This is a genomic window from Serinibacter salmoneus (assembly GCF_002563925.1).
GTDB lineage: Bacteria > Actinomycetota > Actinomycetes > Actinomycetales > Beutenbergiaceae > Serinibacter > Serinibacter salmoneus.
Genome location: NZ_PDJD01000001.1, coordinates 2,140,257 through 2,163,437, shown reverse-complemented (window position 1 = coordinate 2,163,437; position 23,181 = coordinate 2,140,257). Strand labels below are relative to the sequence as shown.

General features: G+C 67.5%; 15 protein-coding genes. 10 read left to right on the top strand and 5 right to left on the bottom strand.

Annotation, left to right across the window (positions count from 1 at the left end; translation table 11 throughout):
* Positions 1-59: 59 nt before the first annotated feature.
* The 3 genes from ATL40_RS09680 to ATL40_RS09670 are packed head-to-tail and all read left to right on the top strand — an operon-like array spanning position 60 to position 4,096.
* A complete protein-coding gene (locus ATL40_RS09680) occupies positions 60-1,046 on the top strand; it encodes a glycosyltransferase (RefSeq protein WP_098469362.1) in 987 nt (328 codons plus the stop codon).
* Positions 1,031-3,088 carry an acyltransferase family protein gene (locus ATL40_RS09675; RefSeq protein WP_169925932.1) on the top strand — a complete coding sequence of 686 codons (2,058 nt, stop codon included), beginning with the start codon at positions 1,031-1,033 and terminating at the stop codon, positions 3,086-3,088. Before ATL40_RS09680 ends, ATL40_RS09675 begins: the two co-directional genes overlap by 16 nt.
* A 51-nt stretch (positions 3,089-3,139) precedes the next feature.
* The gene (locus ATL40_RS09670; RefSeq protein WP_098469360.1) at positions 3,140-4,096 is read left to right on the top strand and encodes a glycosyltransferase family 2 protein; all 957 of its coding nucleotides are present in this window, start codon (positions 3,140-3,142) and stop codon (positions 4,094-4,096) included.
* A gap of 24 nt (positions 4,097-4,120) precedes the next feature.
* On the opposite strand, the gene ATL40_RS09665 is transcribed toward ATL40_RS09670, so the two are convergent.
* The 3 genes from ATL40_RS09665 to ATL40_RS09655 form a co-directional block, all read right to left on the bottom strand.
* The gene (locus ATL40_RS09665; RefSeq protein WP_143556931.1) at positions 4,121-5,983 is read right to left on the bottom strand and encodes an ArnT family glycosyltransferase; all 1,863 of its coding nucleotides are present in this window, start codon (positions 5,981-5,983) and stop codon (positions 4,121-4,123) included.
* 68 nt (positions 5,984-6,051) lie between these two features.
* Complete coding sequence (locus ATL40_RS09660) at positions 6,052-6,987, bottom strand: lysylphosphatidylglycerol synthase domain-containing protein (protein WP_169925931.1); 936 nt, start codon at positions 6,985-6,987, stop codon at positions 6,052-6,054.
* Positions 6,988-7,016: 29 nt separating this feature from the next.
* Positions 7,017-8,156 carry a glycosyltransferase family 4 protein gene (locus ATL40_RS09655; RefSeq protein WP_245866950.1) on the bottom strand — a complete coding sequence of 380 codons (1,140 nt, stop codon included), beginning with the start codon at positions 8,154-8,156 and terminating at the stop codon, positions 7,017-7,019.
* A 169-nt stretch (positions 8,157-8,325) separates the two neighbouring features.
* On the opposite strand from ATL40_RS09655, the gene glf reads away from it, so the two are divergent.
* The 7 genes from glf to ATL40_RS15205 all read left to right on the top strand — a co-directional run bounded on the left by glf (position 8,326) and on the right by ATL40_RS15205 (position 16,862).
* Positions 8,326-9,486: a UDP-galactopyranose mutase gene (gene glf / locus ATL40_RS09650; RefSeq protein ID WP_098469357.1), complete on the top strand. Its 1,161-nt coding sequence runs from the start codon at positions 8,326-8,328 to the stop codon at positions 9,484-9,486.
* Positions 9,486-11,480, top strand: a complete 1,995-nt coding sequence (locus ATL40_RS09645; protein ID WP_098469356.1) for a glycosyltransferase — start codon at positions 9,486-9,488, stop codon at positions 11,478-11,480. The genes glf and ATL40_RS09645 overlap by 1 nt, the downstream gene beginning before the upstream one ends.
* On the top strand, positions 11,473-12,360 hold the full coding sequence (locus ATL40_RS09640) for an ABC transporter permease (protein WP_245866948.1): 888 nt from the start codon (positions 11,473-11,475) through the stop codon (positions 12,358-12,360). Before ATL40_RS09645 ends, ATL40_RS09640 begins: the two co-directional genes overlap by 8 nt.
* A 1-nt stretch (position 12,361) precedes the next feature.
* Positions 12,362-13,084: an ABC transporter ATP-binding protein gene (locus tag ATL40_RS09635; protein WP_245866945.1), complete on the top strand. Its 723-nt coding sequence runs from the start codon at positions 12,362-12,364 to the stop codon at positions 13,082-13,084.
* A gap of 43 nt (positions 13,085-13,127) precedes the next feature.
* Positions 13,128-13,991 carry a glucose-1-phosphate thymidylyltransferase RfbA gene (rfbA, locus tag ATL40_RS09630; protein ID WP_098470405.1) on the top strand — a complete coding sequence of 288 codons (864 nt, stop codon included), beginning with the start codon at positions 13,128-13,130 and terminating at the stop codon, positions 13,989-13,991.
* Positions 13,992-14,119: 128 nt separating this feature from the next.
* Positions 14,120-15,358, top strand: a complete 1,239-nt coding sequence (locus ATL40_RS09625; protein WP_483880243.1) for an Rv1352/Rv1906c domain-containing protein — start codon at positions 14,120-14,122, stop codon at positions 15,356-15,358.
* Positions 15,359-15,488: 130 nt separating this feature from the next.
* Positions 15,489-16,862: an aggregation-promoting factor C-terminal-like domain-containing protein gene (locus tag ATL40_RS15205; protein WP_211283095.1), complete on the top strand. Its 1,374-nt coding sequence runs from the start codon at positions 15,489-15,491 to the stop codon at positions 16,860-16,862.
* Between the two features lie 104 nt (positions 16,863-16,966).
* Here ATL40_RS15205 and ATL40_RS09615 read toward each other — a convergent pair whose 3' ends face one another.
* Together ATL40_RS09615 and ATL40_RS15440 are read right to left on the bottom strand one after the other, a co-directional pair.
* The gene (locus tag ATL40_RS09615) at positions 16,967-19,978 is read right to left on the bottom strand and encodes an amidase family protein (RefSeq protein ID WP_098469353.1); all 3,012 of its coding nucleotides are present in this window, start codon (positions 19,976-19,978) and stop codon (positions 16,967-16,969) included.
* Between the two features lie 168 nt (positions 19,979-20,146).
* Positions 20,147-23,098 carry an S-layer homology domain-containing protein gene (locus tag ATL40_RS15440; RefSeq protein ID WP_245866942.1) on the bottom strand — a complete coding sequence of 984 codons (2,952 nt, stop codon included), beginning with the start codon at positions 23,096-23,098 and terminating at the stop codon, positions 20,147-20,149.
* Between the last annotated feature and the right edge of the window lie 83 nt (positions 23,099-23,181).

The following is a 23,181-nucleotide window of genomic DNA, read 5'->3' as shown; positions in this document are numbered from 1 at the left end:
GGGTGGTGTGAAGGCTTCGTGTGAATACCAGGACCCGTTCGCTGGCGTATGGTGGCGCGGTGACCAGCGAGCGCGAGAACCTCGCCGTCGTCATCGTGACGTTCAACCGGCCGGAGTTGCTGCGTGAGCTCCTGGTGAGCGCAGCGCGGATGACACGGGCACCCAGGTGGGTGGTCGTCGTCGACAACGCCAGCGAACCTGCCACCCAGGACGTGCTGACGGCGGCTGCCGCGGCTTTCCCCGAGGGCACCTTGGTCAACCACCGCCTGGAGCGGAACACCGGGGGCGCCGGGGGCTTCCACGAGGGAGCCCGGGTCGCGCTCGACCTGGGCGCCGACTGGCTGTGGTTCATGGACGACGACGTCGAGATCATCCCCGAGGCCCTCGACCTCTTCGCGCCGTGGATGGAGCGATTCGGCTGCATCCACGGCCGCCGCTACGACGTGGACGGCACCCCGTTCTACTGGCAGGCGAAGTTCAACCAGTTCCTCGGGGTGCCGTTGCCCTACACCGTGGGGAGTTTCTCCAGCGATGGGTACGCCGTGACCAACTCCGGCACCTTCGAGGGCATGCTGATCCACGCGGGCGTGGTCCGCCGGATCGGGCTGCCGGACTCCCGGTTCTTCATCTCCTGGGATGATGCGATCTATGCCTGGCTGGCGGCCCAGGTCACCACGGTCGTCTACGTGGACATCTTCGTGTTGCACCGCAAGCGGGTGCAACGTCAGGTCAACCTGGGGATCCGCCACCTCAACGACGCAAGCGATCTCACGCGGTACCACATGATGCGCAACCGTGCCTACGTGGGGCGCTACTTCGACGTCCACGGTCAGTTGCACCGGGTCGGGTTCGCGATCGGGACGGCCCTGACCTTCGCCAAGGAGATCGTGCGGCTGCTGCTGGTGGAGCGGACCCTGCGGGGCACCCGCGTGCTGGTGACGGGGTGGCGGGATGGCCGGCGGATCTGGCGGGACCGGGCCTGGGAGCCGATGCCACCGCTGGCAGGGGCCCCGACGATCGAGGGTGGGCCGTGGCAGGAGGTTTGACGCAGGAGAGGCTTCGCCACGAGCCGTCGTTCGCAGCATCAGGCCAGCGTGTCTGGCGAGAGGACCTGCAGGGATTGCGCGTCGTTGCCATCCTGCTCGTCGGGGTCTACCACGTCTGGGCCGGGAGGGTGTCAGGCGGCGTCGACGTCTTCCTGATGCTGTCCGGGTTCTTCGTTGGAGGGTCGCTCTGGCGTCGGGTGAGTACTGACCGGCCGATCGGGATGCGGAAGTACCTGCTCCGCCATGTACGGCGATTGGTCCCGGCAGCAGCGACCGTGCTGGTAGCGACGGCGATCGCCACAGTCGTTCTTCTTCCAGTCACGCGATGGGCGGACGCGGCGGGGCAGACCCTGGCCTCGCTCCTCTACGCAGAGAACTGGCGCCTCGTCATCGCGGGTTCGCAGTACGGTGCGGTCGGCGCTGATCAGAGCCCCTGGCAGCACTTTTGGTCCCTGTCGGTGCAAGGACAGTTGTTCGTTGCGGTGCCGACTCTCATGGTGATCGTCGGCCTGGTCATGCGCGGGGCGGGGCGGCGGGCACGTCGGCTCTCGTACCTCTGGTTGTTGATCGTCTCGACCGTGGTCTCCTTCGTATACGCGATGGTGCTGGTCCGTGTGGATCAGCCGCTCGCCTACCTGCACACGGGTGCGCGGGCATGGGAGTTCCTGCTCGGATTGCTGCTGGCCGTCTTGCTCGAGGTCTGGCGGCCGCGTGCACGGTCGTGGTGGATAGCAGGCTGGATCGGCCTTGGAGCGATCGTGTCCACGGGCCTGATCATCGACGGCGGTGCGAGTTTCCCCGGACCTGCCACGCTCGTGCCTCTCGGTGGTGCCGCTTTGGTGGTCATCGCGGGTGCTGCGCGGACCACGGGAGCCTCCCGCGTTCTCGCGTGGCGGCCGATGGCCACCGCAGGCCGGTACGCGTACTCCTTCTACCTGTGGCATTGGCCGATCCTGGTGTTCGCCGTGGTGGTACTCGAGCGCAACGTCACGATCGCTGAGGGCGCAATGATCCTGCTGAGTTCTGCCACCCTCGCGGTTCTCACCTACCACCTCATCGAGGAGCCAGTGCACCACGGCACAGCGGGTTCCCTCAGCCGCACGCTTGCGTCCGGGTGGACCGTGGTAGCCGGTGTAGCCCTGGTCGCTGCGCCGATGGTGTGGTTCGAGCACGTCGACCGCGCACGGGAGATCGCCGCCGCAACGATGGAAGGGGCGGACCTCGAGGTGTACCCCGGCGCCCTCGCGGTGTGGAATCCGGAGGCGTTCGGTGTGTTCCCCGAGGTCGAGCCGATCCCGGGTCTGGAGGCCGCGGAGCAGGACTGGCCGTCGGTCGTGGGAGATTCCTGCACCGGCAATTTCACGGACAGCACGCTGGTGCGATGCGACTACGGTGACCTGGATAGCGACATCACTGTGGTCTTGGTCGGGGGATCGCACTCGGAGCAGTGGTTCTCGCCGCTTGCAGCGATCGCATCAGATCGTGGTTGGCGGCTGACGACGATGCTGAAACCAGGCTGTCCACTGACGATGCCGGCGGACGGCGAGTCCGAGTCGTGTCAGGAGTGGCTCGAGACGGTGCTCTCCACCCTCGAGGACGAAGCTCCCGACTTGGTGGTGGCGCTCTCGACCAGACGTACTGAGCAGGGCGACGCGGTCCCCCAGACCTACCTGGATGTCTTCGAACGTCTCACAACGCACTCCGATGTGGTAGCGATCCGAGACAACCCATGGGTGGTTGACCCGACCATGCCTGACTGCCTAGCGCAGGGCGGCGAGTGCGCGGTGCCACTGTATGAGGTGATCTCGCGCGATGATCCGACCGATGCGTTCCCCATGGACCGACTCTCCTATATCGATCTGAACGACGTGATCTGCCCGGACGATATGTGTCGACCGGTTGTGGGCAACCGATTGGTCTACCGGGACGGGCACCACCTCACCGATACCTTCATGGTGACGATGCAACCCGCGTTGGATGCGCGGCTCGCCGATGCCCTGACGCAGCTCGGTTGGGCGGAGTCGACCCCGCCCGCGGCGTAGCCGTGTGTGCCCGGCGATGAGGTCCCACCGCGGTGGGATAGCCTGACGCTCGTGAAGCTTGTGGTGCAGGTTCCGTGTCTGAACGAAGAGGCCACGTTGGCCACCGTGCTGGGGGGAGTCCCACGCAGTCTGCCGGGGGTCGACGAGATCCAACTGCTCGTCATTGACGACGGATCGACGGACCGCACGGGGGAGATTGCACGGGCACACGGCGCACACGTGGTACGTCACACGCGCCCGATGGGCCTCGCGAAGTCCTTCCGAGACGGTATCGACTGGGCTCTTGCCAACGGTGCGGACATCGTGGTGAATACCGATGGGGACAATCAGTACCCGCAGGAGCGGATCGGCGACCTGGTGGCACCCGTCGTCGCGGGTGAGGCTGACATCGTCATTGGTGATCGCCAGACACACAAGATCGCGCACTTCTCCCCTTTCAAGAAGCTGATGCAGCGCTTTGGCTCGTGGGTGGTGAACAAGGCGGCCGGAACTCGACTCCCGGACGCCGCCTCGGGCTTTCGCGCCTATTCCCGTCGTTCGTTGTACGAACTCAATGTGGTGACGCAGTTCTCCTATTGCATGGAGACTATCATCCAGGCAGGGAACAAGCGCCTGGCGATCGTGTCCGTCCCTGTCGAAACTAACCCCAAGACGCGGGAATCTCGCCTCTTCTCCAACATCTTCGAGCATATGTTGAAGTCAGGCGGCGCCATCCTGCGTTCGTACTTCCTCTTCAAGCCCTGGACTCTATTCGGCTCGTTTGCCCTTGTCCTGGGGCTGGCGGGCCTCATTCCGTTTGTCCGCTATGCCGTGCTCACAGCTCTCGGGGAGGCGGGAGATCATTTCCAGTCCCTGATACTGGGCGTGCTGCTCATGGTTGGAGCCTTGCTGTCGGTTGCGCTCGGCGTACTGTCGGACCTCATGAAGAGTGCCCGCGTGCTGCAGGAGCAGGCACTGGAGCACCTCAAGCGACTCGAGTACGACGGGGTGCGGCCGCCTCATCCGTGAGCGCGCCTCTAATGCGGCCTGGTTCTACCCGAGGTCCGCGTCGGCTGTCACGCGATCCAAGAGGTCGCCAGGAAGTAGCCACAGGGAGGTCCCGAGTGTTTCGCTCTCTGGTACCTCGACCGCGTTGAAGCGTTCCGCCTGCGACCACCCAGGACAGGCCACGACAAGTTCTGTTCCAGGCGGTAGCGGCTTATTCCGGCTGTCGACGATCTCGGGTGCGGTCGGCGATACCCACCACCCGAAGTAGTTCTCCGCCGCAGCGTTCTGGCTCGGGTCTCGATCGCACGCAAGATCGTGGGCAACCACGGTGTCTGGGTTCGCCTGGAGAAGAGGTGCGATTGTTGCCACGCCGGGCGGCGTCGCGCCTTCTGCCGCGCGGTAGGAGTCGACGAACGGCCGTGCTGCTAGCGAACCAGTTGCTGCCCCGACAAGCGCCAGCATCATCCAGATGTCGCTGAGTCGTCGCACGAAGACGAGGAGGACGGGGATCACGAGACTGGCAAGCGAAGACCAGAGCCAGAAGCGGTTCTCGTTCGTGAACGACGGATACAGAAAGGTCCCTTCCGGGAACGGCTCATCAGGCAGGAGTCCGTGGAACGGCAGGATCCCCGGGATGTGCGCGGGCGTCACGTATCCCCAGGTCGCTGCGATAGGTGCGACCTCCAGAAGAACCGCCGCGATGACTGCCACCTGCAGCCCGAGCGCCCACACCATGATCGACCGCCTTACCCGAACCAGGATCAGGCCGATCGCTAGCGCGACCAGAACTGCCGCAATAGGGTCGATGTAGCGACCGTAGATCCATGCATCGAGACGGCGCCACGGGTTGTAGAACAGGTTGTAGTCGGACGACCACGCGATGACGGACACACCGACAGTCGCGGCGGACACACCGAAGAGCCAGATGACGGGGGCCGGCCGCAGGACTCTCAAGGCGTTCCAGCAAGCGAGCACGACGGCGACTGCGGCGATCGTGATCAACCCGAGTGACGAGATCACCTGGGTCCATGTCTGAGCTGCCGCGATCTTGGCAACGAGGAATGGGCCGGTCGACTCCAGGTTCTCCAGGAATCCCTCGCTCTGGGTCGCAGCGCCACCCCGTAGCGCGCTGTTCACGGCGTTCCCGGCCCAGTCGGATGCAAGATAGCCCAAGACGAGGAAGGCCAGGCCCACGAGTGCCGCGCGCCAGCGTTGCCGGATGAACAGCAGGAGCCACACTGCTGTGGCGATCACGATGACCAGGGCGCGCAGATGAGTGAAGTAGGTCGCCGCGGCGAGGAGGCCGACGATTGCTGCACTCAGAAGATCTCCGCGCTCCGCGAGACGCCAGACAGCGACGGCGAGGCAGGAGAGGACGAACAGGAGCAACTGTTCGGAGAGCGTGAAGGCCGCTTGCACGGCGTGAGCGGGGAGCGTGAGGACGACAAACGCAGCGAATGTTGATTGGGCGGCACTCGCGCCGGTACGACGCACCAACTGCGCCAATGGCCATGCGGTGGCCATGGCCAGAATCACGCCGAGGACGAGTGAGAACTGGTAGAACATGGCGGGGTCGGATGTGATCCATGCCAGCGGGATCATGGCGACGGACCACCCTGGGAAGTAACCCCCACCCCGTAGTTCAGGGACGTCTTCCCCGGCCATGAACCGAGCCATTTGGAGCATGCTGACCTCGTCGTACGGGAAGGTCGGGTGGCGACCGTTCCATACGAGCGCGATCTGAACCGCGAGGGCGGCAAGGCCCGCGATCACAGCCAGGCCGGTCCAAGGCGTGCGACCTTGGGTGCGAGTTTCGTGAGTCGCCAAGGAGGCTAGATCTGGGTCGCGCGGCGGGCTCGTTCGCCGCGTGCCGGCGCGACTGGGGGGGAGGGAATCCACGGCGGTCATGGCGCGATCCTACGTGGGGGAGTGCAGGGGGCTGGGCTCGCTGTGGCTGGCGTGAGGCATCGCCGTCGTCATGCTCGGCCGCGCGCGCTACGCCTGGCGCGGCGCCGCGCTGCCAGCCCCGCCCACCCGCCGAGTCCGAGATCCGCAAGCGTGAGTAGGACGCGACTCAGGAGAACGACGGCGACGATTGCCCCCTCGGGCAGTGCACCCGCGAGGACGAGACCGAGGGCAGCCTCGCGCACACCGACACCGGCGGGCGCGACGATGAACAAGAACCCGACGACCCACGCCAGGGCGTAACCGCCGAGGCAGAGGAGGTAGTTCGGGGCGTCCGCCTGCAGACCCATTGAGGTTGCCAAGAGGTACAACTGGGAGCCGGCCAACGTCCACGAGAGAATTGTCAACAGTCCAGCGGTGATGACCGTTCCCAGGCGCACGCGCATTGCCGGGCCTTCGCTTCCCTGACCAACGACTGCGAGGACGCGGTTGAGGGCCCAGGGGCTGAGGGTGAGGAGTAGCAGGGGGAGCAACACGACGATCCAGCCGTAGCGCTCACGTAACTCGGACGGTCCCCAGAGCACGACAGCACACGCGAGCATCAGGCCCGTGATCACTGTGAGGAGGAGCGAGATGGCCATGGCAGAGACTGATCGGCGTCGGCTGATCTCGTGGTCGGCGCCCATCTCCGCGGCCGCAACGATGTTCCAGACGCCGCCGGGCAGGTACTTCGCGACCTGGGAGACGAAGAATATGGTGCGGGTGACGGTATTCGGCACCGGTGCTCCGAGTGCGAGGAGCACCACTCGCCATGCAGCCATGGTGACCCAGACGTAGGCGACGCCGAGGGTGAAGGCCAGTGCCAACACTGCGGGAGTCACCTCGCGCAGACCTGCGATCACGCCATCCCATTGGGCAGCGATCGCCCAGACAGCGGTTGCCAGCGCAAGAGCCAGGAAGCTGGCACGCACTCCGCGGGAGCGCGCGGCGCGTGTGGCGGCCGCCATGGCGCGACGAAGTGTCGTACGCATGGCGATCAGCCCTCGGTTGGGCGTGGGAGTAGCCGAGCGAGGAGGGGTTGCACGACCATCGCGGGTTGGAAGGCCTCCATGGCGCGTGTGGATGCAGCGACCCGGAGCGTGCGCAGCGCCGAGGCGTCCTGATTGAGGCGGTGCAACTCTGACGCCAGCGAGGCCGCGTCACCCGGTGCGACGAAGATGGCGGCGGCCTTGAGTGCGCGCCGCTGTGGCGGTGTGTCGGATGTCACGATCGCGCACCCCGCGGCCGCGCCCTGATACACCTTGTTCGGGACTACACGTTGCGCCTTCTCGCCGGTGCCGAAGATGCCAAGCGCGACATCGCTCGCGACGACCAAGTCCCGCAATGCTGACTCTTCGAGCCAGTCGTGCCATGTCACGGTGTCGATTCCGGCGACCTGCCGCTTGACCTCCGAGGCGTCCTGCCCGGTGCCCACGAGTGTGAATCGCGCACGGCATCCAGTGCGGTGCAGGATGCGGATGGCTTCGCCGATGACGGGTGCGCCTTGTAGCGGCGTGAAGAGCCCGTAGAAGACTACGGTCAGATTCTCGAGGCCTGCCTCGGTTGCGCCGTGCGCCGCGGAGAACCACTCCTGCGGCGCCCCGACGGGCACGACCACGGTCCGTGAGCGCAGGGAGGAGGGCACCATGGTGCGATGCTCCTCGGTATCGAGCACGATCACCGATGCGCAGCGCATCGCCACAGCGTCCAGGAGACTTAGGAGTCGAAGAGCCACCCTGCTCGAGGTGCCCCGGTCTCGCGCTGTGTCCGCAGCGAATATGAGGTGATCGAGCACAATGGTGGTGCGGGGGAAGAGGAGCCGTGCCAGAACAACATCGAAATGGCCCAGGTACCCGACGACGACGACGTCCGGCCGTTGTGATCGGCGGGCCCGCCAGGCGCCTCGGGCAATGTGCACCCACAACCGAAGCACGTTCAGTCCGAGTTGTGGCAGACGCCAAGGCCTCCGCAGTGCCTCGACCCGCGCTGCGGTCGGAAGGTCCAGAGGAGCGTTGACTTCTTGCACTCGATGGCCGGCCTCAGCCAGCCCGTCGAGCAGGATTCGCACGCGAGGATGCTTGGCCGCGTTGTAGGTGCCCAGTCCGAGGATCTGTAGGGTGCGCTTGGGCACACTCACCTCCGTGTTGTTCGTTGCGCCTGGCGCTGCGCCGAGCGGGGTTCACTGTACCGGCGACCCGCCGGGTGAGGGGCATGCTCGGGGATGCGGCTCGGGTACGCTGGCGGACTGTGTCGACGGCCGTGGATTGGTGGACTGGGCGTCGCAGAGCCGAGCCAAGGAGAGACGAATGACTGATCTGGTGGTGGTGGGTTCGGGGTTCTACGGACTCACGGTGGCGGAGCGACTGGCGAACGAGACGGGTGCGAAGGTGCTGGTCATCGACCGGCGCAGTCACATCGGTGGGAACGCCTACTCCGCGGCGGAGCCCCGCACGGGGATCGAGGTCCACCAGTACGGTGCGCATCTGTTCCACACCTCCAACGAGCGGGTGTGGGAGTACGTGAACCGGTTCACGGCGTTCACGAACTACGTGCACCGGGTCTACACCACCCATAAGGGCGAGGTGTACCCGATGCCGATCAACCTCGGCACGATCAACCAGTTCTTCCGCAGCGCGCTGGGGCCGCAGGCCGCGCGTGACCTGATCAAGGAGCAGGCTGCCGAGCTCGGGGGTAAGGAGCCGGAGAACCTGGACGAGAAGGGGGTCTCGCTGATCGGGCGCCCCCTGTACGAGGCGTTCATCCGGCACTACACCGCCAAGCAGTGGCAGACCGATCCGCGTGAACTGTCCGCGTCGATCATCTCCCGGCTCCCGGTGCGCTACACCTACGACAACCGCTACTTCAACGACACCCACGAGGGCCTGCCGGTGGACGGGTACACGGCCTGGTTGGAGCGGATGGCCGACCACCCCAACATCGAGGTCCGGTTGGACACCGACTTCTTCGACGCCACGCAGCCGATCAACAAGGGCGCCGTGGTGGGTCAGGTGCCCGTCGTCTACACCGGGCCGGTGGACCGCTACTTCGACTACGCCGAGGGCGAGCTGTCCTGGCGCACGCTGGACTTCGAGCAGGAGGTCCTGGATGTCGCCGACTTCCAGGGCACGAGCGTGATGAACTACCCGGACGAGGACGTGCCGTTCACCCGGATCCACGAGTTCCGCCACTTCCACCCGGAGCGGGACTACCCGAGTGACGCCACCGTGATCATGCGGGAGTACTCCCGGTTCGCGCGACGTGAGGACGAGCCGTACTACCCGGTCAACACCGCCGCCGACCGCGCCGGCCTGTTGAAGTACCGCGAACTCACCGAGGGGGAGCCGCATGTGCACTTCGGTGGCCGCCTCGGCACCTACCAGTACCTCGACATGCACATGGCCATCGGCTCGGCCCTGTCCGCCGTCGACAACAAGCTGCTGCCCATGCTGGGCGCGAGGGGGAACTGATGAGCACCATCGCCGCGAGCCACGTCGTCGACGGCAGCGAGTCCGCGGACGAGGCCGCCTACACCACCGTGCACAGGGTGGTCTTCCCTGTTGACAACGATCCGGACCTTCAATCGCTCTACGTCGATCTCAGTCGAGGCCCTGCGGTTGTGCCCCCGGGAGGGGGCGGGGAGCACGGTACGCACGTCTTGGCCGCAAGCGATGCCTCGATGACGTTCGAGGACCGGCGTGCGCTGGAGCTCGGCGAGGGCGAGCGGGTCTCCTTCGCGACCTACTTCAATGCCTTCCCGGCGAGTTACTGGCGCCGGTGGACCGATGTGACGTCCGTGCGGCTCCAGGTCGAACTCGATGCGCCGGCACGGGTCGCGGTGTACAAGTCCAACGCTCGTGGTGAGTCGCAGCGCGTGGACTTCGTCCGTGGCGAGTCCGGGGTGCTCACCTTCGACCTGCCGCTGACGAGTTTCGGTGACGGGGGGTGGTACTGGTTCGACCTGCATGCCACCGACGGGGACACCAGGATGGCGTGGGCGCAGTGGAGCGTGCCGAGCACGCACGCACGCGCACACGGCACCGCCTCGATCGGGATCACGACCTTCAACCGTCCCGACTACTGCGTCGCCCAGCTGCAGAAGCTGGGGGAGGACGAGGGTCTGCGGGACGTCATCGACCGCGTCTACGTGGTCGACCAGGGCAACCAGTTGGTGACGAACGATCCCGGGTACGCCACCGCGTCCGCCGGTCTCGGTGATCGCCTCCGCGTCATCCGGCAGGGGAACCTCGGCGGCTCCGGTGGCTTCTCCCGCGGGATGGCCGAGACCATCGCCGCCGGTGACTCGCAGTACGTGCTCCTGCTGGACGACGACGTGGTCTCCGAACCGGAGGGGATCCGCCGGTCGGTCGAGTTCGCGAACTTCTGCCGCACACCCACCATCGTGGGTGGCCACATGTTCTCGATGTACGCCAAGCAGGTCCTGCACAGCTTCGGAGAGCGAGTCAACCAGTACCGCTTCTTCTGGGGCTCCGCTCCGCAGGTGAAGCCCTCGCACGACTTCTCCGCCGGAACCCTGCGCGCGACGCCCTGGCTGCACCAACGCATCGACGTGGACTACAACGGGTGGTGGATGTGCCTCATCCCCGTGCAGGCGTTGCAGGAGATCGGCCTTTCCCTGCCCCTGTTCATCAAGTGGGACGACGCCGAGTACGGGCTTCGTGCCAAGGAGCACGGCTTCCCCGTGGTCTCCTTCCCGGGGGCCGCGGTCTGGCACGTGCCGTGGACCGACAAGGACGACGCCGTGGACTGGCAGGCGTACTACCACCAGCGCAACCGGTGGGTGGCGGCCCTGCTGCACTCCCCCTACCGCAATGGCGGTTCCCTGCCGCAGGAGAGCTTCGCGGCCGATGTGAAGCACCTGCTCAGCCTGCAGTACTCCGCGGTGGAACTGCGCTTGAAGGCCCTGGAGGACATCCTCTCGGGTGCCGGTCACCTGCACGACGACCTCGGGTCGGGCCTGGCCACCGTGCGCTCCATGCGCGCCCACCACACCGATGCCAAGGTCAGCAAGGAACCCTCGGACTTCCCGGAGCCCCGGCGCAACCGACCGCCTCGCAAGGGCAAGGACCCCGAGCGGCCCTCGAACCCGATCGCGTTCGGCCTGTCCGCGATCGCCGGCGCGCTGCGTCAGGTGCGCCCGGTGCGCGAACGGGCCAAGGCCGTCCCCGAGGAACGCGTGGCGACCATGGCGGCGAAGTGGTGGCGCCTGTCGCACCTCGACTCCGCCATCGTCACCTCCGCCGACGGCGCCGGCGCCTCGATGTACATCCGTGACCCCGAGCTCTTCCGCAGCTACCTGATGCGCAGCGTGCGGTTGCACCGCCAACTTCTTGCCCGCTGGTCGCGGCTCTCCGCGGACTATCAGCAGGCGCAGGCGGAGCTCACCTCGGTGGAGGCATGGCGGCGGACGTTCGAGGCCAACGCCGTGGACGAGCGTGACTGAGCGGCAGCTCCCGGCGATCCCGCCCGGTATGCACCGGCCGGGAATCGCCCGCGGCCTGGTCAGCATCACCGGGCAGCGTTACCTCCTCGAACTCCTGGTCCGCAAGGAGTTGCGCGTCCGGTACCAGGCCTCCTTCCTCGGCCTGGCCTGGAGCTACGTCAAGCCCGGCGTCCAGTTCGTCGTCTTCTACTTCGTCATGGGCCAGTTCCTGCAGATGGACCGCGCCCTCCCGCCGTTCGCGGTGTACCTGTTCAGCGGGATCGTGCTGATCAACCTCTTCTCCGAGGTTCTCGGCAACGCCACCCGCTCGGTGGTGCAGAACGGCGCGCTGGTGAACAAGATCTTCCTGCCGCGCCAGTTGTTCCCGGTCTCGATGGTCTGGGTGGCGCTCGTGCACTTCGTGCCGCAGTTGCTGGTGCTCCTGGTCGGGTCGCTCATCGTGGGTTGGCGCCCGGACGTGATGGGCATCGTGGCGGCCGTCCTGGCGATCCTGATCGTTCTGACTCTCGCGCTCGGCCTGGGGCTGGCCTTCGGCGCAGTGAACGTCGCCTACCGCGACATCGAGAACATCGTGGATCTGATCCTCATGGTCGCGATCTGGTTCTCCCCGGTGCTGTACTCCCTGGACATGGTCCGGCAAACCTTCGGTGAGGGCAGCATCATGCTCGCCCTCTACCAGGCCAATCCCCTCACGATCGCCGTGGAGTTGTTCCACCGCGCGTTCTGGTATCCCGCCGCCAACCCGGCGGACCGGGCCGATGCCCTGATGACCAATGTGATGGATCGCGGCGTGATCGCTCTCGTGGTCTGCGCGATCGTCCTGGTCCTCGGTGACCGCCTGTTCACCCGCCTGTCCCGCAACTTCGCCCAGGAGCTCTGAGGTGTCCGAGGCCATCATCGTCCAGGACCTGACCAAGCGGTTCCGACTCAAGCATGTGCACTCGCTCAAGGAGATGGCCGCGCGCGCGGTGCGACGGGCGCAGCCGGAGGTCGACGAGTTCACCGCCCTGACGGACGTGAGCCTCACGGTCACGGAGGGGGAGACGCTCGCGCTGTTGGGATTCAACGGGTCCGGTAAGTCGACCCTCCTGAAGTGCATCTCCGGTGTGCTCACCCCCGATGCCGGGCAGATCGCCGTCCGCGGTCGCATCGCCGGGCTCATCGAGGTCGGTGCCGGTTTCCACCCTGACCTGACGGGTCGGGAGAACGTCTACCTCAACGGTGCGATCCTCGGGATGAGCCGGGAGCAGATCGAGGAGCGCTTCGATGAGATCGTGGCCTTCTCCGAGATCGAGACGTTCATCGACACCGAGGTGAAGTTCTACTCCTCCGGGATGTTCCTGCGGCTCGCGTTCAGCGTGGCCGTGCACACCGATCCGGACGTCTTCCTCGTGGACGAGATCCTGGCCGTGGGGGACGAGCCGTTCCAGCACAAGTGCCTGGAGCGGATCCGTCGGTTGCGCGAGGAGGGCAAGACCCTTGTGATCGTCAGCCACGACCTGAACATGGTGGCGGACCTGTGTGAGCGTGGCGTGCTCCTGGAGCGCGGGCACGTGGTGGCCGACGGCGATGCTCACGCGATCGTGGAGCGGATGCGCGCGTAGCGCTCACCCTGCCGCAGCCCCCGCCACGTGGAAAGATGTGGCCATGAGAGGAATCATCCTTGCCGGCGGGTCCGGGACCCGGCTCCACCCGATCACCATGGGCGTGAGCAAGCAGTTGGTGCCCGTGTACGACAAGCCCATGATCTACTACCCGCTCTCCACGCTGATCCTCGCGGGCATCCGCGATGTCCTCATCATCACCACCCCGCACGACGCCGAGCAGTTCGAACGACTTCTGGGCGACGGGTCGCAGTTCGGTATCTCCATCTCCTACGCCGTGCAGCCCAGCCCCGATGGGCTGGCCCAGGCGTTCGTCATCGGCGCCGACTTCATCGGCCAGGACGACGTCGCGCTCGTGCTGGGGGACAACATCTTCTACGGCCCGGGTCTGGGAAGTCAGCTCAGCCGCTTCCATGGAATGCACGGCGCGGCAGTGTTCGCTTACAAGGTGGCGGATGCCAGTGCCTACGGCGTGGTCGAGTTCGATGAGACGGGCAAGGCGCTCTCCCTCGAGGAGAAGCCTGCTAAGCCCCGGTCGCCGTATGCGATCCCTGGCCTGTACTTCTACGACAACGACGTCGTCGAGATCGCTCGGGACCTGCAACCGTCGGCGCGCGGGGAGTACGAGATCACGGATGTGAACCGGAGGTACCTGGAGCGCGGACAGTTGCACGTGGAGGTCCTGCCACGAGGCACGGCGTGGCTGGACACCGGCACGTTCGACTCCCTGCTCGATGCGGGCACCTACGTGCGCACCATCGAGAAGCGGCAGGAACTGAAGATCGGGGCGCCCGAGGAGGTCGCCTGGCGCCGGGGGTTCCTCACTGATGACCAACTGCGTGAGCGCGGCGAGGCGCTGCGCAAGTCCGGGTACGGGGCCTATCTCCTGGGTCTGCTCGAGCGCTGACGGACCGGTCGGGAGCCGCGTTTCTGGTGACGAAAGTCGGACCCCTCCGGTAGGTTTCTCGCGTCGGGAAACAACGTGAGAGACGTGGGGTCAGCATGCGTGTTATGTGGAGAAGGCTTGCGGTGGCGATGGGTTTGGCGGTGGGCGCGTCTGCGCTGGTGGCGCCGTCCTCGATCGCCGCGGGCGGCGAAGTTGGTGGATCGGGCCAACAGTACTTCCTGAACGATCAGTGGGGCGGGGAGGCGAATCACGCCTTCAACTACGGACGTGTCTCCGACCAGGTGTATGTCGGGGATTGGGACGGCGACGGACGTGACACGCTCGCCGTCCGGCGCGGCCAGACGTACTACTTCAGCAATGGCCTGGGTGCGGGTGCAGCCGATGTCGTGGTGAATTACGGGCGAGCTAGCGACGTTGTGTACGTGGGGGACTGGGACGGCGACGGCCGCGACACGCTCGCGGTGCGTAGGGGCCGGGACTACCACATCAAGAACTCCCTCAATGGTGGCGGTGCTGACGCGGTGGTGCCCTATGGGCGCAGTTCCGATGTGGTCCTGGTGGGAGACTGGGACGGGGATGGCGACGACACTCTCGCAGTGCGCCGAGGCCAGACCTACCACGTCAAGAACACGCTCACTGCGGGGGCCGCTGACCGGGTCTTCAACTACGGCCGCACTACCGACCGGGTGTACGTGGGTGACTGGAACCGTGACTCGCGTGACACGTTCGGTGTGCGGCGCGGCCGGACCTACTATCTGGCCAACTCGTTGAGCGGCGGCTCGGCAGACAGGGTGGTCACCTACGGACGCGACGCGGACACCACGATTGTGGGTGATTGGAACGGAGACGGCTCCTCCACACTTGGCGTGCGACGCCCGCCTGCCGCGCCGATCAAGTTCGGGGACGGTACACACCTCGTGGGAGCGGACATTCCGGCGGGCGTCTACCGGTCCCAGGGCGCTGAATATGGCTGCTACTGGGAGCGGCTTGGTGGAGTCTCGGGAGAATGGGACGAGTTGCTGGCTAACGAGTGGGGGAGTCCTCGGCCTATCGTGGAGGTGAAGAGTTCCGACTTCGCTCTCTACGTCGATGATTGTGGAACGTGGACGTCGTTGTCCTCGACGTTCCCTGCTCATCCGGCAGAGCGAATTGGGAATGGCAGCTATGTTGTCAACCGAGACTTCCGGCCTGGCACCTACCATGTTGCTGATCCGGGTGAGTACTGCTCGTGGGAGCGCGTCAGCAGTTTCGATGGTGAGTCCGCGAGTACGATCGGCTGGGGATTCACCAGCACGGTGTCTATCCGGAGTTCTGACGTCGGCTTCATCTCTGACGGCTGTGGGAATTGGCACCGCATCGGAGACTGAAATCCGGCGGGTCGGTCGGCGTGCCTCGGCGCTGACCGACCCGCTCGCCGTGAGGCGCGCCACACTCGACTGGCCACACTGATATCGAATCGTTACCGTGTCTGGGTCCGTCCCCCTGTGAGAGGTCCCCATGACGACACGAACGATGAGAGTGCTGGCAGCGTCTGCTGCCGCAACGATCCTGGCAATCGGTGGCACCGCTCTGCCGGCGATGGCCGGAGGCGACGAAGTAGGAGGCGAGGGCAGCTCATACCACCTGGACTACGGTTGGGACGGCGGCGCAGACCTCGTCTTCGAGTACGGAGACGACGGCGACAAGGTGTACCACGGCGACTGGGACGGCGACGGTGACGACACCCTCATGGTGCGTCGGGGACGCACCTATTACGTCACCAACAGCCGTACCGGCGGTCAGGCCTCCGTCGTGTTCAACTACGGACTAGCCTCGGACGAGGTGCTGGTCGGCGACTGGAACGGTGACGGTCGCGACACCCTGGCGGTACGCAGAGGGCAGACCTACTACATCTCAAACGCATTGCGCGGAGGGGCCGCCGAGAAGGTGGTGAACTACGGCCGCTCATCGGACGACGTGCTCACGGGTGACTGGGACGGAGACGGCCGCGACACCATTGCCGTGCGGCGCCAGCGCACTTACTTCGTGGTGAACGCCATCCGCCCCGGCCTTGCCGACACGGTGTTCGATTACGGACTCACCGCGGATACGGTGCACGTCGGTGACTGGAACGGCGACGGCGCCGACACCCTCTCCGTGCAGCGAGGCTCCGCGTTCTACCTCTCGAACTCGCTGCGCTCCAGCGCAGCCTCCCGCATCGAGTACTTCGGCCGTGCCGACGACGTTGCGCTCGTCGGCGATTGGAACGGTGACGGTCGCGACACGATTGGCGTGCGCCGTGCCCCGGACGAGCCCCAGGTCCCGGACGGTGTCACCGGCAACCGGGCCATCGGCTACACGATGATGATCGAGTACGGGTACTCCTCCTCGCAGTGGTCCTGCCTGGACAACCTGTGGCAGCGCGAGAGCGGGTGGAACCACCTCGCCGCCAACCCCTACTCCAGCGCCTACGGCATCCCGCAGTCGTTGCCCGGCTCCAAGATGGCCTCCCACGGCTCGGACTGGCGCACCAACCCGCGCACCCAGATCGCCTGGGGACTGGACTACATCAACGGTCGCTACGGCAGCCCGTGCGGGGCGTGGAACGCCTTCCTGTCCAAGGGCTGGTACGCCGATCCGCCCGCGGAGCTCGCTGATGAACTCGCCAAGGAACCCTCCGTGATGGAGCATGCGGATGTGGCCACGGACGAGCCGGCCACCGAGGCAACCACGCCCGAGGAGACGGCGGCCCCCGAGCCGTCCGGGCAGGAGACCGTTGAGGAGCAGGTGGAGGAGTCCGCGAGCCAGAGCCCGGCTCCCACCCAGGACGCCACGGCGGACGCCACCCAGGAGCCGACGCAGGAGGCAACGCAGTCCGGCACGGAGGAGTGAGCACACCCCTGTCCGCGGGCCGCATCGCAGGCCAGTAGACAAGGGGCGGGCCCCGGGAGCGTGTGCTCCCGGGGCCCGCGCTGGTGTGGGGGTCGAGGTGGGGGTCAGTCCTCCAGGTGGTCGTAGCGGTAGAGGAAGGCGGCCATGGCGTCGCGGGCGACGTCGGTCAGGGGCTGGTAGAGGCTGGTGCCGTTGTTGCCCTCCCAGCCGGTGGAGATGCCGCTGGTCTGCATCCAGGCGATCTCGGTGTAGAACTGGTTGCTCGTGGCCACGTCGGTGAAGGGTGAGGTGGTGGGGGCGGTGTAGTCCTCCACCTCGGCCATCCGGTACAGGAAGGCGGCCATGGCGTCACGGGCGATGGGCTCCAGGGGTCGGTACTCCTGGCCCTGCGGGGTGCTCCAGCCGGTGGAGATGCCCTGCTCGGCCAGCCAGGCGATCTCGGTGTAGAACTGGTCGCTCGTGTCCACGTCGGTGAAGGGTGAGGTGGTGGGGGGTGTGTAGTCCTCCACCTCGGCCATCCGGTACAGGAAGGCGGCCATGGCGTCACGGGCGATGGGCTGCAGGGGTCGGTACTCCTGGCCCTGCGGGGTGCTCCAACCGGTGGAGATGCCCTCCTCGGCCAGCCAGGCGATCTCGGTGAAGAACATGTCCTCCACCGACACATCCACGAACGGCGAGGTGCTCTCACCCACGTAGGTCAGCGCCGGAGCGAAGGTCGTGTGCTGCTGACCCTGGATCTCCTGCTCGAGCGCATAGCCCATGCCGAGCACGGTCGCGTCGTCCCACGCCCTGCCGACGATCTGCAGCGAGGTGCTGTACCCGTTCGGGTTGGTGCCGGCGGGCACCACCACGGTCGGCAGTCCCACGCTGGAGGTGAGCACGCCGGTGGAGCGGTCCGAGGTCAGCCGCGAGGTCTGGGCGTCGTTGTTGTACATGTCGCTGATGAACCCGGGATAGACGACAGCATCGACGTCGTACTCATCCATCCACTCCGCGATGAGCTCCTTGTAGCCGTCGCGGTACTCCACCCACGCCTCGACCTCTTCCTCCGTCAGCCGCGGCGTGTCACCGAGGCTGCGCTGGTTGTAGGGGAGCACCGCGTCGGAGGCGTACACCTCGTTGCCGTTCTCGTACGGGAAGTTCTCGTGCAGCTCGATGTAGCGGGCCCATCCCTCCATGCCACGGGACCCGCTCGGGGAACGCCCGTTGCTCGGGGGATCCGACATCTGCACCACGTTGGCGCCGGCGTCCTCGAACATGCTCAGCTGGGTCTCCAGGAACTCACCGGTCCCGTTGGTGGCGTAGTTGGAGTCGAAGGAGTCGGGCAGGTAGCCCAGGCGCATGCCCTCCAGGGCGGAGGCGTCGAGGCTGTCCGACCAGTCCTCGGGTCGATGCTCGTCGGCCTCGGCGGTCAGCGGATCGAGCGGATCGGTCCCCGTGGTGGCGTTCAGCATGGTCGCCAGGTCCGTCACCGTCCGGGCGATCGGCCCGGCGTAGTCCTGGTACCAGGTCAGCGGGATGACGCCGGTCCCGCTGGACATGCCGTCCGTACCGCGGAACATCGTCAGGGACGCCCCGGTGGTGGGGGCGTAGAGCGAGACACCGGTCTGAGTTCCCATCGCCCCGGCGGCCATGCTCGTCGCCACACTCACGGCGGAGCCGCCGGAGGAGCCGAACGAGGTCTTCGAGGGGTACAGGGCGTTCCAGGTCTGCATCCAGCCGGACTCACTGAACCCGCCGGAGAAAGCGAACTCGGAGGTGTTGGCCTTCCCGATGATGATCGCACCCGCCTCGCGCAGCTGCGCCACCTGGAAGGCGTCCTGCTCGGGCTGGAAGCCCTCCAGGGCACGTGAACCTCCGGTGGTGGGCATGTCGAAGGTGTCGTAGAGGTCCTTCACCGCGATCGGGATCCCGAGGAGTTCACCGTCCTCACCCGCTGCGCGCGCCTCGTCCGCTGCGCGGGCCTGCTCCAGTGCGTCGTCGGCCACGGTGATGAACGCGTGGAAGCCCTGCGGGCCGCCGTCGTAAACGGCGATCCGGTCGAGGTAGGCCTGGGTGATCTCCTCCGAGGTCACCACTCCCGCAGCCATGTCCGCCTTGAGCTCCTCGATGGTCTTGCCGACCACGTCGTAGGCCACGCTGGTGACTGGCGCGGGGGCGTCGGGCGCCGCGGGCGTGGGCAACGCCGTCACGTCCTCGCAGACGGCGGCGTCGTAGCCGGGCAGGGCGCTGATGTCCCAGTTCACGATGGTGCAGACCTCGGGAACGGTCAGACCGGCCAGGTCCGGGGCGGCAGCGAGCTCGGCGACGCTCTGCGCGGCGGTCTCGAGGCGCTCGCTCCCGGTCTCACCCAGTGTCACGAACCGAGCGAAGGACGCCGTGGTGCCGGGTTCGATCTCGATCTCGTTCACGAAGCCGTAGAACGAGGCCTCCCCGCCCTCCACCGCGAGCGGGGTCTCGAACGGGTCACGCTGCTGGTTACCCATCCGGTCCACCTCGCCGAACGCGATGCCGACGGGTCGGGTGTCCTCATCCGGCGTGGCCACGAGCGCCCAACTGTCATCGGTCCCGATGCGCGCGTCGCCGCTCGTGGTGGACTTGACCAGGCCCTGGGTCTCGCCCTCGCCGTAGCCGAGCGAGCCACCGAAGGAGACCGAGACGGTGATGGGCTCGGATGTGGTGTTGGTGAGGGAGTCCAGGAACCGGATCGAACTGCCCGAGGTCTCCACGTCGACGCCGCGCGTCACCAGGACGCCGGCGAAGTCCACCGACTGGGTGCTCTCGTAGGAGGCGTCGCCGTCGAAGGTCAGGCCGAAGCCGCGGACCATCTCGCCGTTCAGTCGTGGCTCCGCGACACCCTCGGGGGCTTCCACCTCGACGAAGATGTTCCCGAAACCTTGGATGGGGGAGTCGCTTGCGGTACGGATGCTGCCGGTGTCGAGCGAGGGCGGGGCAGCATCGTGGATCTCCCAGGTGATGCCCTCGTCGGACTCGACGGAGGTGATTGCCTGGGCGGGGAGGGCTGCCAGCGACGTGGCCAGCACTGTGCCGAGAGCCGCGAGCAGAGCGGGTGCCCGGCGAGCGGCAGATGGGTGGTGCCCACGTGGTGAGCGCATGGGGGAATTCATGAGGTCCTTTCGGGAGGCTGCACCCTGCCTACCGATCTGATCAGCGTGACGTGACGTTTTGACAGCGTGGGTGTAACGACCGTGTGAACCGGTCGGAGGCGACGACACGGCGACCATGGTCCGGTGGCGTCCGCCTCGCGGAGGCGCGGTGGGGACCTACTCGGCGCGCGCGAAGCGGTACAGGAAAGCCGCCATCGCATCGCGCGCGATCGGGAGCAGGGGTCGGAACTCGGCGGATCCGTCCGCGCGCGGCCACCCGGTGCTGACCCCGGTGGCGGCGAGCCACGTGATCTCGTCGTAGTACAGGTTCGAGGTGGCCACATCCGTGAAGGGCGAGGTGCTCGGGGCCTCGAACCCCGGCTCACCGGCGAACCGGTAGAGGAAGGCGGCCATCGCGTCGCGGGCGATGGGTTCCAGGGGCCGGAACTCCGCGCCGCGTGGGGTGGACCACCCGGTGGAGATCTCCTGGTCGGCGAGCCACGCGATCTCGGTGTAGTACATGTTGCGGGTGCTCACGTCCACGAACGGCGAGACCGCGGGCGGGGTGTACTGGGGTTCTCCGGCGTAGCGGTAGAGGAAGGCGGCCATCGCGTCGCGGGCGACCGGCGCCAGCCGGCGGTACTCCGGGCCCTGCGGGGTGGGCCAGCCGGTGGTGACGCCGGTGGCGGCGAGCCACCCGATCTCCTCGGCGTAGAGGTCCTCGGCGGGGACATCGATGAAGACGTCCTGCACCGCCGGCGCGCACGGATCGGCCTGCGGACCCGGGTAGGGCAGCATCTCGCCGGGTGTCCCGTCGGAGCGCACCACGGCGTCGTCCTCCCGCACCGTCAGGACCCCCACGGGATCCGAGGTGACCGCGCCGGTGACCGCTGCCGCCGTCACGCGGACCGAGGCCTGCGGTGCGAAGGAGGCGGCAACGTCGCCGCGGATGGGGATCCGCACCACGGCGCAGGTCTCGCCGGCCGGAAGGGAGACGCGGGTGGCCGCCGGCTGCGCGCCCGTGCCGCCGGTGCCCACCGCCTCCACCCAGGCGGTGACCTCGTGGTCGGCCGCTCGGGAGAGCCTCACTCCCACCAGGGCCTCGGAGTCGGTGTCGCCCTCGCTCACCAGGGAGTCCTCGATCCTCAGGGAGGGCAGAGCGAGTCCGAGCGTGCCACCGGCCGAGTGGGAGGTGAGGGCCACATCGGCGAGGTAGATGCTGCCCGCCGTGGTGCCGAGCAGGTCGATGCGGGCCAGGGCCGTGAGGTCCACCCCGAGGTCGGCCAGCGGCACGGTGACCGTGCGCAGCATCGTCTTGTCCAGCGGTGAGGCGGAACCGGGCAACGGGTGCAGGGCCTCGCTGAGGCTCGAGAGCGCGACATCCGCACTCCGCCCGGTGCGGTCGGACACCCGGACGGTCAGGTCCTGCGGTGGTGCGGAGCCGGGTGCGAGCCGGAACGTGAGCGACTCGTGCCCGACCGCCGAGACCTGGGGGCCGATCCCGATCGCGACGCCGCCGCCGGCCCGCGGCCAGGTCACCGCGAGCGCGGCCCCGGCGGGTACCGAGGGGGCGAACCGGGCCGGGGTCCAGTGCGGGGCCTGCGCGGGAGTGATGGTGGCGAGCGTGCCGCAGGGCGTGAGGCCGGGGAGGTGGACGGGGCGCTGGTCGAGGGACGCGCACACCTCGGTGGTCGCGCCGCCGACCTCCGCGACCTGCTCACCCGGGAGCGTGCCGCTGCTCACGGTCAGCAGGTCGATGCGCTCGGGAAGGTGCGCCACGGTCTCGGTGGCCGGGAACCCGGCAGGCAGCGCCCCGGAACCGTCGAACATTGCGAGGAGGTCGTCCTCACCGCCGAGCGTGAGCCGCGCCCAGCCGGCGAGGAGTCCCGTTCCCGCGTCCTGCTGGTCCGGCGCGGTCAGGCGGCCCGGCGCCGCGGTCCCGCAGTCCGGATCGCTGAGGTCGGCGTCCTGGAACGCCCAGTCGTCGCGGGCATCTGGCCCCTCGGCCCAGACGGCGTTGAAGTAGTTGTGGTTCGCGCCCAGGAGGACCGCGGTGGTGCGCAGGGAGTAGTCGGGCACGGCGTCGCGCGAGTCCTCGAAGTAGTGCTGTCCCTGCAGGTCCGGGAGGTCGCCGTCGCAGTAGGGGAGCACGGTGAGGAGGGGCAGGTCCGGCACGCTGAGCCGGGCGAAGTCGGTCGGCGCGAACTGGGCGATGGAGACGATCCCGAACGGCGCTGCGCGTTGGCTGTTCAGGGCGGCGGCGCGCACGACCCCCTCCCCGCCGCGGGAGTGTCCCATGAGGCTCACCCGGTCCAGGTCGAGGCGGCCGGTGAGTTCAGGCGGCAGGCCGATGTCCTCGCCCGCGTTCGCCCGCTCCAGCAGGTCCAGGTGGCTGAGGACCAGCGCACCCCGCGCGGTGGCGCCGTAGTCCACCGAGTCCACATTGTCGTGCGCGTTGATCGCGTTCGCGCTGACGGAGACGACGACGTAGCCCTGGGAGGCGAGAGTCTCGGCCGACTGGCCGAACCCCAGGTGGCTGGGCACCTCGACCTGGTCGTCGAGGCAGGGATAGCGCGCGGGGTTCCACCCGCCCGTGCAGACCTCGTGCCGGCCGTGCAGCAGCATCACGACAGGTCGCTCACCCGCGGCCTGCGCGGGGTAGTACACGGCCGCCCGCAGCTCACCGCGGCGATCCCCGAGCCCGACCAGGTCGACGGCCTGCGTGCCCAGGTCGTAGTCCGCGCGAGCGACGGTGAACGCACCGCGCTCCCGGGGGTCCGGCGCCAGGACCTCCCGCGGCACGGGCGCCGGACCGGTGGTGCTGGTGTGCTCGTCCTCACTGGGCTCGGAGGTGTCGTGGTGGTCCACGAGGCCGCCCAGGGCGCCGGTGGGTTCCCCCGACCACCCGGTGCTGACGTCGTGCGTGGTCGCGAGATCGAGCGTGGTCGTCGCCGTGAGCGAGAGCCCATCGGGTGACTCCGTCGCGGGGAGTTCGATGCCGTCCACCAGCAGGGTGGGCGCCGCAGCGCGCACCGGCAGCCGCTCAGGGAGCGAGACGGTCAGTTCCCAGCGATCCGCGATCGGCCTGGCCTGCCAGCCCTGCCCTGCGGTGGCGACGCCGACACGCATCCCCGTGGGCGAGTCGGGTGATGCCGACGCCGGCGCGGCGCCGGCCACGAGGCTCAGCAGCAGCCCCGCCGCGAGCGCGCGTG

Bases quoted from the DNA above. Each gene is read 5' to 3' on its own strand.
- rfbA (WP_098470405.1), top strand. From the start codon at position 13,128: ATGAGAGGAATCATCCTTGCCGGCGGGTCCGGGACCCGGCTCCACCCG.
- ATL40_RS09660 (WP_169925931.1), bottom strand. From the start codon at position 6,987: ATGGCGGCCGCCACACGCGCCGCGCGCTCCCGCGGAGTGCGTGCCAGC.
- ATL40_RS09645 (WP_098469356.1), top strand. From the start codon at position 9,486: ATGAGCACCATCGCCGCGAGCCACGTCGTCGACGGCAGCGAGTCCGCG.
- ATL40_RS15205 (WP_211283095.1), top strand. From the start codon at position 15,489: ATGACGACACGAACGATGAGAGTGCTGGCAGCGTCTGCTGCCGCAACG.
- glf (WP_098469357.1), top strand. From the start codon at position 8,326: ATGACTGATCTGGTGGTGGTGGGTTCGGGGTTCTACGGACTCACGGTG.
- ATL40_RS09625 (WP_483880243.1), top strand. From the start codon at position 14,120: ATGGGTTTGGCGGTGGGCGCGTCTGCGCTGGTGGCGCCGTCCTCGATC.
- ATL40_RS09615 (WP_098469353.1), bottom strand. From the start codon at position 19,978: ATGCGCTCACCACGTGGGCACCACCCATCTGCCGCTCGCCGGGCACCC.
- ATL40_RS15440 (WP_245866942.1), bottom strand. From the start codon at position 23,098: ATGCGTGTCGGCGTCGCCACCGCAGGGCAGGGCTGGCAGGCCAGGCCG.
- ATL40_RS09665 (WP_143556931.1), bottom strand. From the start codon at position 5,983: ATGACCGCCGTGGATTCCCTCCCCCCCAGTCGCGCCGGCACGCGGCGA.